Genomic DNA, 15,397 nt, shown 5'->3' with positions numbered 1-15,397 from the left:
AGAACGCAAAATGCGACCAACTGGTCGCACTTATAACTGCAGTGGGTACTGTATTACTTAGGTTTAGATACTTTTTTAATATCTAACATGTGCGCACCATGCTTAACCTTGGTTTCGAGGTAGCTGCGATTGCCTACATGCCCGGATTTTACGTGCGCTTGAGTGCCAATTACCGCCTCAACTTCAATGCCAGCTTCGCGCAACGCATTCAGCTTATTGGGGTTGTTGGTCATTAGCTTAACCTGATGCAAACCAAGCGCTTTGAGCATAAGTACAGCATCAGAAAAATCTCTTAAGTCATCAGCAAACCCTAGATGGTTATTGGCCTCATAGGTATTCATCCCTTGAGACTGTAAAACATACGCATCTATTTTGTTATACAAACCAATACCGCGGCCTTCTTGGCGTAAATAAAGAAGCACGCCACCTTGTTTGTGCATGCTCTCAATACACTCATTGAGTTGCTCGCCGCAATCGCAACGAGAAGAGTGAAATACGTCACCAGTTAAACACTCAGAGTGCATTCTAATAAGCGGTGTGGTTTGTTCTGTATCCGCTTTATTAAAAATCAGCGCCACATGCTCGTGGCCATCTTTAAGACCACTAAAAGAAACTATTTCCGCAGGGATATGACTATGCTGCCCTACGTTTAACTGCACTCTCGCTCTTACTTCTGCCACGACTTCTCAGACCTTAAAATAAATATAATTGTTACATTATCACATTTCGCTCGTGATAACATAGAGATGGTATTTAAAATTTAAAAAACAAGTACTCTACATATCAGCCGTGATCAGGGCCGTTAAAACTTTTTAAGTGTAGATTCATTGTACTGTGCCAAGTTAAGCTGCACGTGATATTGAGCCGCCAACGTATCTAATTGCGACTGCCAAATACTCAAATCATCAAGCGTGATAGTGTTGTCGTCTAACTCCCACAGCTGTTTTGAGCCACTATAGCTGAACTGCATGGCTAACATCGCCTCAACATCCCCTTGTTGCGCCGCTTTTTTTAGTTTAGGCATTTTGCGCGTCACTTTGTTAAGTGCTTGCTTGAGCTCCCACACATAGTTGACTTCATACATAAATGGATGAGTACGGTACTTTTTTAAAACAAAACCGATAACTACAACACTGACGATAACACCCAGTAAGTTCCAGTGGAAATGGCTACCATCGGGGTCGGGGAACAAAGCAATGAGTGTTTGAGAAATCCCTAAACTGCCCATGGTTAAAGAGGCAACACACGCCACAATGACTTTATTTAAATGATTGCGATAGCGCGCTTTATCTATTTTTTGTAACTGCATAATAACCTCTTGCAAACTGGCTCACTATTGTAGCGCTTTCTTACTCAGAAAAGAATTTTAAAAAATCATTCACCCCTTTTTAGATTCTGCTTCGTTGTATAGGAAAAACCACAAATAGGATCACACTATGTATGTATTTGAAGCTCAAAATGACTCACTCAATTATAAAAAGTTACTTGTTGCAGTACTTGGAGGTACGGCAATGACTGCTGCAGCGTTTGCATTTATGGAGCAGCTTGTATCGCAAGATGAAATCCATATTGCACAACCAAAGCCAATTATCCCTATTGAGCTTGGGCAAGTAAAAAAAGATACACCGCCAGAAGAAAAGCCGAAACTTCCAGAGCCACCTAAAATACAGCCACCACCAACTAAAGTGGTGAATAATACGCCGCCAACAACAGAGATTTCGACAGCTACACCTTATGCACCACAAGTACCTGTACCAAAAATGACGCTATCGCCACCAACAATGATGCCAACCGAGGGTAATGCAACTCCGATAGTTAGAGTTGAACCCAAATATCCAATTACCGCAGCAAGAGACGGCATTCAGGGTTGGGTAAAACTGGCTTTTTCAATTTCACCAAACGGTGAGGTGATTGACATAAACGTGCTCGACGCAGAACCAAAACGCGTATTTGAACGCTCAGCAATTGCCGCATTAAAACGCTGGAAATACCGCCCTAAAATAGAAAATGGACAAGCTACATTGCAAACCAATCAAAATGTTGTGTTAGAGTTTAACTTAGCTCAGCAGTAATAATTGAGGGGCTACAAGCCCCCTAAGAGAGTGCCTATGCTAATAGCTTTAAAATCTTGGTTTGTTGACCAAGCGCCCCCTGATGACGCGCTTTTAGCCTATAAACAAAGTGGCGATAATAAATATTTAGAGCTGCTAATAGAGCAACATAGTCAAGACCTCTATCATTTTTTGCGCAGTCACTCCAATGACGTATTAGCAAATGATATTTGTCAAAAAACTTGGCTTACTATTATGGAGAAAAAACACCATTATGAAGCTTCACACTCCCCTAAAGCTTGGCTGTTTAAAGTTGCCCGCAACGCGCTGGTTGACGAAGTAAGAAGGCAACGCAGAGGGTGTGCGTTAGATGAGCACACATTAATAGACACCCAAGTAATCTTTGAGCCTGCAACTGATTTAAGTACTGCCATTACACAACTGCCTTTTTTGCAAAAAGAAGCGCTGTCTTTGCAACTCGAAGGCTTTTCACTCAAAGAGATTGCGCAGATCACGCAAAGTAATATCGAAACGATAAAAACGCGCTTGCGCTATGCACGGCAACAGCTCAAGCAAGTACTTGGAGAGAACCATGAACGATGAGCAACTAGACAAACTTTTAAAAGAAGAGTTCGATGCTCAAAAAAGGCAAAACAAGCTTTCAAAAAAGCAACTTGCTCAGTTTAAAACTGCATGTAAAAAACCCAAAGATAAATCACCTTGGGCAACTATGCAGTGGGTGTGCGCAAGCATTGGCGCTATATTTTTGGCCCATCTGCTGTATAGCGAATACGATAAAACGGTTCACCCATTGCATACATTGAACCTGAATGACTACCAACAGGTTGAAATACATACGATAAAAAATGGTCAATACAGTTTATCTCGCGTCACGGCAAAACAACATTTAGATGATAGCCTAGCCAAAGACACACAGACGTTAAAACAACTCTATAGTGGACGTGGTCAATTAATAGAAAAACATACCAATACATGGGTTATTGCTGATTGTCAGCAGCAAACATTACTCGAGGTGAGCGCCCAATTGGTTGCACAATTAACAAAACATAATGCTTTTGAAGAGAATAAAGTCGGCACCATGGTAGCGTTTGAGAAAAACTTTAAAGGGCAGCTGGTGAGTTTAGCTGCCCTAGATATTGGCAAGGTACAACAGTGCGGTTAAATCATGATCACACTTGCAATGAAGAAGCATATCAAAGCCAAAGCACCACCAACTAAAGCATAAGGTAATTGAGTTTTAACATGAGTGAGTAAGTCACAACCCGATGCGAGTGCTGAAACTGCACTGGTATCTGAAATGGGTGAACAATGGTCGCCAAAAATTCCGCCACTGAGTATCGCGCCCATCACGAGCGCAGGCGGCAACCCCAATGCTTGAATAAGCGGCACGCCTATGGGGATCAAAATAGCGAATGTCCCCCATGATGTCCCTGTGGTAAAAGACATAACTGCGCCTGCCAAAAATAGCACTGGCACAATAAAATAAATAGGTAAGTAGTCGCCAACCAGCGATGCCACAAATACGCCAGTGCCAAGATCTTTTAAACTCGCCCCCAGCGTCAACGACAATAGCACAATGGTCACTAAAGGAAGCAGTTCACCCATCCCTTTAAAGCCCACATCAACAAGCTGTTGATGTGTAAAACGTTTAGCCCCTAATAATAAAACATATGCCAGCGCGGTAGCGAGTACCGTAGCATAGAGAACTGATTTCGAGCCACTACCATTGGCCAGTATTCCATTACCCGTCCAAAACATAAAACCAATCATAGAGCCCACTAACGTAATTAAGGGTAGCAGCATAAAACGTGCTTTCGTTGCTTTGGGGCCTGAATCTAGCTCAACTTGTTGTTTTTGTAGCTGTTGTTCGGCCTCTTTCATCGGGCCATGCACTTTATCAAACACAATAGTATAAAGTACGATTAGCAGCGCAATTATTGCGTAAAAGTTAAAAGCAACACTGCCCCATAAAATACTCACCGCTGATTGTTCAAGCTCATAGTTACTCAAAAGGCCAAGTACATACGCGCCCCAACCATTTAGTAAAATCAGAATGCACACTGGTGCACTGGTACTATCGATAATGTACGCCAAACGTGCGCGGCTCATTTTAAACTTATCAAAAAGCCCGCGGGAGACAATACCCGATGTTAAGACACTCATATTAGACTCGATAAACACCGCGACCCCGGTAAACATGGTTAATAAGCCGACTTGCCTTTTATTCTTAGCAACGCCTCTATTCATCAACATATTCACAGTTGCAGCAACGCCGCCTGACTCTCGGATATAAGCCAGTAATGCGCCAATTACTAAACTAAAAATGAGGATCCTAGCATTTCCTGACGAAGTAACTACGGCTATTATGCGTTCAATACTGTTTACGGGTGTCATCAAAAGTTGACTATAATTATGTTGCATAAGCAACAAAAACTCAGAAGAAATTAACGCGAGCAGTAATGCTAAAATCACTTCTTTTCGCCAAAACACCACTAAAATAGCGATCAAAGGCGGTAAAATCGAATACCAAGTCATACTTTCCCTTACAGTAGAGACGGTTAAGTTATATTAATTGTGGGTCAGTAGCTTAAAGCGTTCAGCATCAAAAACAAGACCTCTAGCATTTTTATAATCAGCTTGGCAACATTTGTACCCAGAAAGAGCCTTAAATATGAAAAAAACACAATAATTAAAGTACTGACTATCACTCCCTATCATTTGAACCTATAATGCAAACAAATTAGCAACCATGAAGTATCGAAATGTCGACATTTGTAAAAATAAAAGCGCTCAAGCCTAGCCTTTCAAGCAGCGAAGCGAAGTTGGCTGATTTCACACTAAATTCTGGGTCAAAAATCCGCTTTTTGTCTTCTGTTGAGTTGGCAAGACAAGCAGGTGTAAGTCAATCGAGTGTCGTTAAATTTGCTCAAAAACTTGGTTATAAAGGTTTTCCTGCTTTTAAACTTGCGGTTATTGATGATTTAAACCTACAAGCTCTGCAACCTGAGTCTATCAACACGCAGATTTTACATTCTGATCCCATTGAACTGATAGCCAAGAAGCTACTATCAAACCAGCAAAACATCCTGCATGAAACGCACAAACTTAACGATGCAATGCAATTTGAAAAAGCCATTGTCACAATAAAGTCTGCAAAAAAAATCCTGCTATGTGCTGTTGGAGGGAGTTTTCCTATGGCACAAGACTTTGCACTCAAATTGCAAAAGCTTGGATTACCAGCCATTGCGCAGACCGATGAATTGTCTGCAGCCAGTTATATGGCAACTATGGGTAAAGATGACTTACTCATCGCCATTAGTGATTCTGGACAAAGCAAAGCCGTACTCAGAGTAGCAAAGCAAGCCAAAAATAACGGCTGCACAGTGTTATCTCTATCGCGCTACGGTAACAACCCTTTAAATGAGATGTCGTGTATCCAATTATTTAATGTCATTGGCGATGAACCCGTAAAACACGCGTCTATTTTAACGCGTACCTCACAAAGTTACTTAATCGACGTACTTTTTACCGGCCTTACGCAATCAAATCTGCGCTGGCAAAAACGTGCAGAACGTGCCAACGAACACATGTATGATATTCGTCATGCTTAGCGCGCATAAAGTAAATAAGGCTGACGACGGCGCTCAAATTTAGCTAAGTCAGCCTGCCAACTTTTCTTTATCTCTACTAATGATTGACCACTTTCGATAGCCAGTCTCAACTTATCGGTGCCAGCTAATTTATCCATAAACTTAGCGTGCGTAAAAAAAGTTTCGTCTTTACTGTCAAAAGCATGATACGCATTAATAAACCATGTCAGATCTAACCCTTGCGTTTCAACCTCTGTCAAGTTCATACCATACGCCACCTTACCATTGAGTTTTGGGTTACTTGCAGCCCCCAGGATTGGACGAGGAGTAAAGCTAAACTTTCCCAGCTTAACCTTATCGTGGCCAAACATTTGAAAAGGCATGGTGGTCCCACGACCAACCGATACAGGCGTTGCTTCAAAAAAACACAGCGATGGGTAAAGCGCTATGGCTTGAGCATTGGGCAAGTTAGGGCTTGGCTTTATGGGTAAGTCATAGCGAACAGCCGCACTATAATCAGCCACAGGAATAACGCTCAGAGCGAGTGCTTTGTTGCTACTTAGCCATCCCTCTGCATTGATCATTTTTGCTAACTCTCCCACGGTCATGCCATGCAAAACAGGAATGGGGTGCATCCCCACAAAAGAGCGAAACTCGGGTTCAAGTATTGGCCCATCAACATAGGCAATATTGGGATTAGGCCTATCTAATACAATAAGTTGTTTGTCGTTTTCAGCCGCGGCCTCCATTACATAGTGCATGGTGCTGATATAAGTGTAGAAGCGTACGCCCACATCTTGGATATCAAAAATAATAATATCAATATCTTCAAGCGCTTCAGCCGTTGGCTTTTTGTTTTTGCCGTACAAAGACACTATTGGCAACCCAGTTTTACTATCTTTGCTAGAGTCAACTTTCGCCCCTGCATCATGGTCACCTCTAAAGCCGTGCTCAGGTGCAAATACTTTTCGTACATTCACCCCCCTAGCCAAAAGGCTATCAAGTAAATGGCCATCTTGCGTTTGTGCGGTCTGGTTGACGACCAAAGCGACTCGTTGGTTAGTTAATAAAGGAAGGTATTGGTCGTAGCGCTCAGCACCGACTTGTGAGGCTGATGATATATACGGAACGAGAAACAAGAATAAGGTAGCGAAGATGGTTACAGGGCGCATAATTAACAAGGATAGAAACTTTACCTAATAATGTGAAAAACCAACCTTAGATGCAATACTAAATCGTAAAACAAAGTTAAAAGACTGTATGTTTAACTTCTAGACTGGGGATAAATACTTGTAAAAATAGCGCTAAGTGAGTCGTGGAAATAACTCTTACTAGCTGACCTACAGGTAAGCGTGCGACTTAACCAAAGCTTTATCACTGTGAAATATAATGAGCTACCTCATATTCTCTCCACATTTTTGCGATATAATATGTTATTGAACAAAACTGAACAACGAGCTTTCCCATGCAAAAAATTACACATTCCTTATTAGCAACCGCAATGCTGTTGGGTTTGTCTGGCTGTCAACTTGGTAGCAACGATAAAAACCAAACTGAAGTGGTCACACCAAGCGAAGAAAAAAACATTAGTATTGTCAAAATATCGACAGGTCCATTAGAAACACTTGAACCAAATACGAGCGTACAAGTTTACTATGATGTCGACATTGTAGGTTTTGACAATATTGACGTTGATGTCCACTTTTACCTTATCCATGCCGATGAATTAAGCTCATCTAATGAACAAGAAACCGAAATTACTGAAGTACATAAAGTTGGCGCATTAGAGTTAACCAAAGTCTCCCAGGGTACTCATAGCTTTGATACTCATATCACTATTCCTAATCAATTACTGGGTGGTCAATATCATTTAATAGCCCAAATAGACCCCCATGATGCACATGCAGAGGACATTGAAGAAGACAATCACCCATCAACTGAACACAGTCCATTTGCAGATGGAAACTTCCCCTTTGCTGATTTGCATGTCCGAGTTTTAGAGAACCACGATTACAAATTACTAAAAGCCGAATTTGGTCAGCAAACGCTAATTTTAGATAAACCCGATGTTAGCGAAGGAACAAGTGAGCATCATTCAGATCTGGTTGGCTATTTAGAGGCCGATTATGAAGGTAACAATTTAGGTGATACGGTCATCACAGCACAAATACTCATCAATGGTAATTGGCAAGATACGCACTTTTGGAATGCGAATACCAAAAGCTACGAGGCGCAAATGCATCATAGCTTTACCGAAGGCTTGCATGACGAACATATTGGTTTTGATATCGCGCTAGACGATGCACTAGTGAGTCAGATCTATCAAAGCTATGACCCTGCACAAGCCCAGTCACTACAGGTACGTTTTACGCTGACCGATTTAGCCCAAAATGCTGAAACAGTTACCAATAATAACGTCGTTGAAGCACAATTACCGTTGTATTTTTTTAATAACGATAGTCAACCCGTAGTACAGCAGTTAGCTCGCTCTGGAGCGAGTATCGCATCTGTAGGATTGGCTAATCTGAATTTTGAAAAGTCCTATGATAAGTCATATGGTGACCAATCAAAATTCAGCGTAGGCGTAGACCTCAGTGGACAGTTGTTTATTGTGCCTACTGGTGATCCCGGCGGCCGTATTACCGGTGAGGGTGTGGTAGAAGCTTATTTCTTTAATGCACACAATACTTTATTCAAAATCTCTTATGACGGCAGTGCGTATGTTAGTGGCCAAAACACAGGCTACGCTTCTGAAATGATTATTTTCAATAACATCGTGTTTGAAGATGAAAGTTACACGGCAAAATATGAAAAAGCATGGGAAAAGTCTTGGGAAGAAAACAAAGTACTTGCACAAGCACGCTTTACAATTGGTCCTGTTCCTATGAGCGTTGAGGCTGGGGTTTCTGGTGGCCTAGGCTTTGCCTTAACAGTAGGTTATAACGCAGAGCTTTACGCTGAAGGTAACCTTTTCCACGTTGACTTTGGTGCATTTGGTCGCGGCGGAGTGAATTTAGGCCTAGTATCTGCAGGTGTTCAAGCAATTTTAACTCTGATAGACAACACGTTTGCAATGGAGTCAAAAGCAGGCTTTGCTTTTGTAAGTAGCGAGGTTAATAAGCCTCATATCTATTATGCTCTTGAGTTGAAAAACGACTTAGATGTGATCTCCGGTAAATTTGGCTTATACGCTGAAACTATTGGCGTAAAATGGTGTAAAAAGTTTGGGATCCCATACCCTTGTGGTAAAAAGACGAACCATTACGACTTATGGTTATACCAAACCAACAGCGTATTTAACAAATCTTGGACACTCTATTCTACAGAGGGTGATATAGAGATATGAAGTTTCTATATCAATTAGCACAACTGTCAGCGCCCTTAGTGGCGCTGACAAGCTTTTACTTATCAGCTCAAAACGATTGCCAGCCTCAATACCAGTTTGATATTGAGGCACACACTTCTTTTAACTATGTAAAATTACAAAGCCCACCGCAAACATCAACGGTACGTTTACAGGGAGCGATATCAATCAAACCTGCAAGAAATGGAGAAGAGCAGAATTGGTGGGCAATTAAAGCTGATAATGTAGTCTCTGTATTTAACCAAAGCACAACACCCTTACCCAGCTACGAATATCCCTTTGCATTTAAATTAAATAAGAATGGCCTGATCAAAGCTTTCTATTTTTTTGAGAATATAGATAAACAAACTCAGGATAAACTAAAAGGTCTTGCATATTACTTTCAGTACCAAAAAGACACTTCAAGTATTCAAGTAGAGCCTGATACCCTAGGCTACTATCAACCCACCTACCAGTCCAATCAAAACCAGTTGAAAATGAGCAAACAAACTTATGCACAGTTTGATCAAACCCAACTGTCTACCTTCAGCCGGATAAATATTATCCATTCTGAACATAACATCACACCTAGTAAATGCTTTTTAAAAAGTAGAAAAGGTTCAGAAGTACTAGAGCTGATAGGCCAAGAACTTAACTTTGGCTCAAACCAAAGTTATCGAATTACCAAGATTGATAGTGGGTTTCAAAGCACTCTTTTTGATATGAGTGAAGATGTAACACAATGGCAAACTAGCAGCGTCCAACTAAGCGAAGAAGAGAAAGCACGCCTAGCCAAGGCTCTGCATCAGTTTATAACAACGCAAGACATCACTGCGATAGATGCACACACATTAGCAACCTTACTTAAGCAGTATGACTCTGTGATAAGCACATTAAAGCCTATTATTCTATCAGCGCAGTTATCTGACGCTGCACAAATGCGCCTATTCAATGCTCTCGGCCAGCTTGACTCAGCGTCAAGCCAAATACTGTTAGGGCACATCTTACAAGCGCATAAGCAGCCACAAACACAATTTAGGGCGCTTCGCGCACTTAGCCAAGGAAGCGCAGCGCTATCAGAGCAAACAAATCAACTCCTTTTAGAAATGTTAAACAATGGCTTTATCACACTTGATGCAGAGGTGGAATCCAGCTTTTATATGACATTGGGTACTTTACTGTATAATCGCCCCAGCTCAGATAATAGTGAACAGCTCAGACAAGCTATCACCGAGCAGATAGTGCTAAACGAAAACGAAGTTAAAACTGCCAGTCTCATTAGTGCATTAGGCAATAGCCGATCTCCGGATCATGAAGCGTTATTATCTGAGCACCTAAGTAGTAAAAGTGCACGCATTGAAAAGGCCTCTATTCGGGCACTTGGAATGATGCAAACGCCAAACGCTTACCAAAATTTAGAGCGCCACTTCTTTGACTCAGAAAAACGAAATAAAAAAGCACTAGTTAGCGCTCTAGGTCGCTACCAAATGAGCCCCAAAGCCAGTGACAGAGTTTTAAATATTGCTGTAAACGATAGTAATGATGGCGTTCGCTACGCCGCTATTTCAGCACTAGCTAAGCAAAAAGATCAAGCAGGGATAAAACCCATATTGCGCCAAGCCTTATCGACAGAAACCTCTCGTCGGAACTTTAAAGCAATTGTTGAATTGTTGCATGCAAAAGATGGCAAAACCTCCAATCAACCAAATTTTTGAGTAAAAGCAAAATAGTGGCTCCATAAATTGGGGCCACTACACTTCTCTTATACCAATTCGCTTAATTAAGTGAGCTCTTTTTAAGCGAGAAAAGCTATCGAGCGCACGGCTAACATCTCTATTCACCTGCCCTAAATGAAAATTTTTTAGCACAGCGAGTACCTGTTTTTTCTATAAGGGCTTAAATATTATTGCAAATTAGTGCTATCCAACCCAGTACCGTCACCACAACACAAGCCTCTGGCACAAAAAAGCCGACTGTCTTTGAGAACATGTCAGCTGATTGCTCACTTCATGATAAGAAGTGGCTGACGCGTGACGTATTTTGTGAGTGTGAAACTTTGATTGCTTGGTTTTCAGCCTCTCACTGTCGGCCTAGGTTTCACGCTTAATCACCGCCTAACCTAATTTCAGGCACAAAAAAACCGACTGTCTTTTCAGAACATATCGGCTGATTGCTCACTTCATGGTAAGAAGTGGCGGACGTGGGACGTATTTTGTAAGTGTGAACCTTTGATTGCTTAGTTTTCAGCCTCGCACTGTCGGCATACGTTTCACGCTTAATCACCGCCTAACCTAATTTCAGGCACAAAAAAACCGACAGCCTTTTCAGAACATGTCGGTTGATTGCTCACTTCATGGTAAGAAGTGGCGGAGGGACGTATTTTGTAATTGTGAACCTTTGATTGCTTGGTTTTCAGCCTCGCACTGTCGGCCTAGGTTTCACGCTTAATCACCGCCTAACCTAATTTCAGGCACAAAAAAACCGACTGTCTTTTCAGAACATGTCGGCTGATTGCTCACTTCTTTTAAGAAGTGGCGGACGCGGGAGGATTCGAACCTCCGACCGCCTGGTTCGTAGCCAGGTACTCTATCCAGCTGAGCTACGCGTCCGTCGTTTAAAATTTTATATCTCTTAAAGATATCTCTATTTTTTACCACTTAGAGAAAAGTGGCGGACGCGGGAGGATTCGAACCTCCGACCGCCTGGTTCGTAGCCAGGTACTCTATCCAGCTGAGCTACGCGTCCGTATTTAAGTGTGTTTTACATCTTTACTTACCAGATGCTCTTTTAATTAACCACTTAGAGAAAAGTGGCGGACGCGGGACGTTTTTTGTAAGAGTGAACCTCCGACCACCTGCATCGCAATTCTTTATATTTAACCACTTAAGAAAAGTGGCGTATGCGGGACGTTTTTGTAAGAGTGAACCTCCGACCGCCTGCATCGCAATTCTTTATATTTAACCACTTAAGAAAAGTGGCGGACGCGGGAGGATTCGAACCTCCGACCGCCTGGTTCGTAGCCAGGTACTCTATCCAGCTGAGCTACGCGTCCGTCGTTTAAAATTTTATATCTCTTAAAGATATCTCTATTATTTTTACCACTTGAGAAAAGTGGCGGACGCGGGAGGATTCGAACCTCCGACCGCCTGGTTCGTAGCCAGGTACTCTATCCAGCTGAGCTACGCGTCCGTATTTAAGTATCTTTTACATCTTCACTTATGAGATGCGAACCTGTTCGTAGCCATCATTGCTAAATAACCTATCCAGCTTAGCTACGCGTCCGTATTTAAGTATCTTTTACATCTTCACTTATGAGATGCGAACCTGTTCGTAGCCATCATTGCTAAATAACCTATCCAGCTTAGCTACGCGTCCGTTACAAGAAACCATTTAGTTAAAAATGGCGGAGAAGGAGGGATTCGAACCCTCGATAGGGCTACAAACCCTATACTCCCTTAGCAGGGGAGCGCCTTCAGCCACTCGGCCACCTCTCCGTCTTGTGGATGCGTATAATAAAGGCTTGAGAAAATAAGTCAAACACTTTTATGGCAAAAATGTTCAGTATGCTCAGAGAATGCTCAGCTTATAAGTCATTTATTTGACAGCGTTTAACTTTTCTACACTTTAAGACTAAAAATAATACAAAGGTGAGATAAGTCTACAAAAAAGCCGCTCATTGAGCGGCTTTTTAGCATCATTTAAATTAGTCTGCTTGCGGGCGCATATGCGGGAACAAGATTACGTCTTTAATCGTTGGTGAGTCAGTAAATAGCATCACCAAACGGTCAATACCAATACCTTCACCAGCAGTCGGTGGTAAGCCGTATTCAAGTGCTTGAATGTAATCATCATCAAAGTGCATTGCTTCATCATCACCGGCATCTTTTTCTTCAACCTGACGCGCAAAACGTGCCGCTTGATCTTCTGCATCATTAAGCTCAGAGAAGCCGTTAGCAAGCTCACGACCACCAACGAAGAATTCAAAACGATCGGTAATGAATGGGTTTTCATCGTTACGACGCGCTAATGGAGACACTTCCCATGGATACTCGGTAATGAAAGTCGGTTGGATAAGTTTATGCTCTGCCACTTCTTCAAAGATTTCACACAAGAACTTACCAGGGCCCCAAACGCAGTTTTCTGGCGTTTTAACGTGAATTTGCTTAGCAAAGGCTTTTAGCTCTTCAAAATGGTTTTCAGGGTCTTTGAAGATATGCGCTTTTGCCGCAGCATCTGCAGAGTGTTCAATAATTGCATCAGCCATTGATAAACGCGCAAACGGTTGACCAAAGTCATACTCAATCGTATCAACCACTTCCCCATCAGCATTTTTAGTCGTATTCACAATCGTTGTAGTACCCAATACGTCTTGTGCAACCGTGCGTAGCATGTCTTCGGTTAAGTTCATGAGATCTTTGTAATCTGCGTACGCTTGGTAGAATTCAATCATGGTGAACTCTGGATTGTGACGCGTCGAAAGACCTTCATTACGGAAGTTACGGTTAATTTCAAACACGCGGTCAAAGCCACCAACCACCAAGCGCTTAAGATAAAGTTCTGGCGCAATACGCAAGTACATGTCGATATCTAACGCATTGTGGTGCGTTACGAATGGACGTGCCGTTGCCCCACCAGGTATAACCTGAAGCATAGGTGTTTCTACTTCCATGAAATCGCGCTCAGCTAAGAAGCGACGAATTCCTTCAATTACTTTAGAGCGAATACGGAACGTTTCACGGGTATCCATATTAGTGATCAAATCAACATAGCGCTGACGATACTTTGCTTCTTGGTCTGTTAAACCGTGGAACTTCTCAGGTAGAGGGCGTAAAGACTTGGTTAGTAGCTCGTACTCAACCATATCTACATACAGGTCACCTTTACCAGATTTGTGCACAGGTCCTTTAACACCAATGATGTCACCAATATCTAATTGACCATACTTCGCTTTTAAATCTTTTTGTACATCTTTTGAAGCATATGCCTGAATACGGCCTTTCATATCTTGCAATACTAAGAAAGGGCCACGTTTAGCAAGAATACGGCCAGCAACAGCAGCTTGGCAGTCTAATTCAACCAACTCTTCTTTCGATTTATCACCAAGCTTAGCCTGTAGATCAGCCGTATAGTCTTCACGGCGGAAGCTGTTAGGGTGGCCATTGGCATTGCAATTCTCGCGAATCGCATCCAACTTGGTACGACGCTCAGCAATGAGTTTGTTTTCGTCTTGGATTTGATCTGTCATTTTTTAGCTCTTAGTTTAGCTTGTTGATTAAAGGCCTGATTTCAGGCTAGCTTCGATAAATTTGTCTAAGTCACCGTCTAATACAGCTTGTGTATTTCGGTTCTCAACACCAGTACGTAAATCTTTAATACGCGAGTCATCTAATACATAAGAACGTATTTGACTACCCCAACCGATGTCAGATTTGGCGTCTTCTTGAGACTGCTTTTCTGCGTTTTGCGCTTGCATTTCAAGCTCAAACAATTTGGCTTTTAACTGCTTCATTGCTTGCGCTTTGTTTTTGTGCTGCGAACGCTCATTTTGACACTGTACAACCGTATTGGTTGGTACGTGTGTGATACGAACCGCAGACTCGGTGGTGTTAACGTGCTGACCACCAGCACCCGATGCACGATATACGTCAATGCGTAAATCGGCGGGGTTAATATCAATTTCAATATTATCGTCAACTTCTGGGTAAACGAATGCCGAAGCAAAAGAAGTATGGCGACGACCACTTGAGTCAAACGGACTTTTACGAACTAATCGATGTACACCTGTTTCAGTGCGAAGCCAACCGTAAGCATACTCACCGACAAAGCGAACCGTTGCGCCTTTTATGCCTGCAACATCTCCGTCAGTGGCTTCAACCAATTCAACTTTAAAGCCTTTAGCTTCGCCCCATCGTAAGTACATGCGTAGCAACATGTTGCACCAATCTTGCGCTTCAGTACCACCGGAGCCCGATTGCAAGTCTAAGTATGCATCGCTGTCATCATGTGGACCCGAAAACATTCGACGGAACTCTAGTTTATCCAATGATGCAACCAACACTTCTAGCTCTTGCTGTGCTTCATCAAAGGTATCTTGATCTTCTGCTTCAACAGCAAGTTCAACAAGCCCTTCAACATCATCGGCACCTGAAACTAATTCATCTATCGTTTCAACAACCGCTTCTAAGGCTGATTTTTCACGCCCTAGTGCTTGTGCTTTTTCCGGCTCGTTCCACACGGCTGAATCTTCAAGTTCGGCATTAACTTCTTCTAAGCGCTCTAATTTATGAGCGTAGTCAAAGATACCCCCGAAGCAGTTCAGTACGTTCGCGAATGTCCTTGATTTGATTAATCACAGGATTCACTTCAAACATGCACATTACTCCAAAAATTGC

12 protein-coding genes and 5 tRNA genes are annotated in these 15,397 nt (G+C 42.2%); 6 read left to right on the top strand and 11 right to left on the bottom strand.

The annotated features are described in order from the left end of the window. Nucleotides 1–53: 53 nt before the first annotated feature. On the bottom strand, nucleotides 54–680 hold the full coding sequence (locus GDK41_RS03770) for a GTP cyclohydrolase II (RefSeq protein WP_152085160.1): 627 nt from the start codon (nucleotides 678–680) through the stop codon (nucleotides 54–56). Nucleotides 681–802: 122 nt separating this feature from the next. After that, entirely contained in the window at nucleotides 803–1,309 is a 507-nt protein-coding gene (locus GDK41_RS03765) for a DUF3087 domain-containing protein (protein WP_152085159.1), read from the bottom strand. 127 nt (nucleotides 1,310–1,436) lie between these two features. Between GDK41_RS03765 and GDK41_RS03760 the strand changes: the two genes are divergently transcribed. The 3 genes from GDK41_RS03760 to GDK41_RS03750 are packed head-to-tail and all read left to right on the top strand — an operon-like array spanning nucleotide 1,437 to nucleotide 3,234. Further along, the gene (locus GDK41_RS03760) at nucleotides 1,437–2,072 is read left to right on the top strand and encodes an energy transducer TonB (protein WP_152085158.1); all 636 of its coding nucleotides are present in this window, start codon (nucleotides 1,437–1,439) and stop codon (nucleotides 2,070–2,072) included. 36 nt (nucleotides 2,073–2,108) lie between these two features. Then, on the top strand, nucleotides 2,109–2,654 hold the full coding sequence (locus GDK41_RS03755) for an RNA polymerase sigma factor (RefSeq protein WP_152085157.1): 546 nt from the start codon (nucleotides 2,109–2,111) through the stop codon (nucleotides 2,652–2,654). Continuing rightward, nucleotides 2,644–3,234, top strand: a complete 591-nt coding sequence (locus tag GDK41_RS03750; RefSeq protein WP_152085156.1) for a hypothetical protein — start codon at nucleotides 2,644–2,646, stop codon at nucleotides 3,232–3,234. Before GDK41_RS03755 ends, GDK41_RS03750 begins: the two co-directional genes overlap by 11 nt. On the opposite strand, the gene GDK41_RS03745 is transcribed toward GDK41_RS03750, so the two are convergent. Further along, nucleotides 3,231–4,607, bottom strand: coding sequence for a Na+/H+ antiporter NhaC family protein (locus tag GDK41_RS03745; RefSeq protein ID WP_152085155.1), 1,377 nt, complete (start codon nucleotides 4,605–4,607; stop codon nucleotides 3,231–3,233). The genes GDK41_RS03750 and GDK41_RS03745 overlap by 4 nt on opposite strands. 227 nt (nucleotides 4,608–4,834) lie before the next feature. Here GDK41_RS03745 and GDK41_RS03740 point away from each other — a divergent pair, with 227 nt between their 5' ends. Continuing rightward, complete coding sequence (locus GDK41_RS03740; RefSeq protein WP_152085154.1) at nucleotides 4,835–5,683, top strand: MurR/RpiR family transcriptional regulator; 849 nt, start codon at nucleotides 4,835–4,837, stop codon at nucleotides 5,681–5,683. Here GDK41_RS03740 and GDK41_RS03735 read toward each other — a convergent pair. Further along, nucleotides 5,680–6,834, bottom strand: a complete 1,155-nt coding sequence (locus tag GDK41_RS03735) for an exo-beta-N-acetylmuramidase NamZ family protein (protein WP_152085153.1) — start codon at nucleotides 6,832–6,834, stop codon at nucleotides 5,680–5,682. The two genes, GDK41_RS03740 and GDK41_RS03735, sit on opposite strands and share 4 nt — an antisense overlap. Before the next feature lie 293 nt (nucleotides 6,835–7,127). Here GDK41_RS03735 and GDK41_RS03730 point away from each other — a divergent pair, with 293 nt between their 5' ends. Together GDK41_RS03730 and GDK41_RS03725 are read left to right on the top strand one after the other, a co-directional pair. Next, nucleotides 7,128–9,008, top strand: a complete 1,881-nt coding sequence (locus GDK41_RS03730) for a hypothetical protein (RefSeq protein ID WP_152085152.1) — start codon at nucleotides 7,128–7,130, stop codon at nucleotides 9,006–9,008. Continuing rightward, the gene (locus tag GDK41_RS03725; RefSeq protein ID WP_152085151.1) at nucleotides 9,005–10,720 is read left to right on the top strand and encodes a HEAT repeat domain-containing protein; all 1,716 of its coding nucleotides are present in this window, start codon (nucleotides 9,005–9,007) and stop codon (nucleotides 10,718–10,720) included. The genes GDK41_RS03730 and GDK41_RS03725 overlap by 4 nt, the downstream gene beginning before the upstream one ends. 817 nt (nucleotides 10,721–11,537) lie before the next feature. Here GDK41_RS03725 and GDK41_RS03720 read toward each other — a convergent pair. The 7 genes from GDK41_RS03720 to prfB all read right to left on the bottom strand — a co-directional run bounded on the left by GDK41_RS03720 (nucleotide 11,538) and on the right by prfB (nucleotide 15,376). Further along, a tRNA-Arg gene (locus GDK41_RS03720) sits at nucleotides 11,538–11,614 on the bottom strand. Nucleotides 11,615–11,673: 59 nt separating this feature from the next. Further along, nucleotides 11,674–11,750: transfer RNA gene (locus tag GDK41_RS03715), tRNA-Arg, on the bottom strand. Nucleotides 11,751–11,980: 230 nt separating this feature from the next. Next, nucleotides 11,981–12,057, bottom strand: a tRNA-Arg gene (locus GDK41_RS03710). A gap of 60 nt (nucleotides 12,058–12,117) precedes the next feature. Next, nucleotides 12,118–12,194: transfer RNA gene (locus GDK41_RS03705), tRNA-Arg, on the bottom strand. Between the two features lie 212 nt (nucleotides 12,195–12,406). Next, nucleotides 12,407–12,499 (bottom strand) — tRNA-Ser (locus tag GDK41_RS03700). Between the two features lie 209 nt (nucleotides 12,500–12,708). After that, complete coding sequence (lysS, locus tag GDK41_RS03695) at nucleotides 12,709–14,250, bottom strand: lysine--tRNA ligase (RefSeq protein WP_152085150.1); 1,542 nt, start codon at nucleotides 14,248–14,250, stop codon at nucleotides 12,709–12,711. A 27-nt stretch (nucleotides 14,251–14,277) separates the two neighbouring features. Next, nucleotides 14,278–15,376 (bottom strand): peptide chain release factor 2 gene (prfB, locus tag GDK41_RS03690; protein ID WP_152085149.1). Its coding sequence is split into 2 segments (ribosomal slippage): nucleotides 14,278–15,300 and nucleotides 15,302–15,376, totalling 1,098 coding nucleotides; the frame shifts between segments, so codons are not numbered across the junction. Between the last annotated feature and the right edge of the window lie 21 nt (nucleotides 15,377–15,397).

It is taken from the genome of Pseudoalteromonas sp. A25, assembly GCF_009176705.1.
In the GTDB taxonomy this organism is placed as follows: Bacteria; Pseudomonadota; Gammaproteobacteria; order Enterobacterales; family Alteromonadaceae; genus Pseudoalteromonas.
Note: the sequence above shows the minus strand (reverse complement) of the source record. Positions and strands in the feature narration are given on the sequence as shown.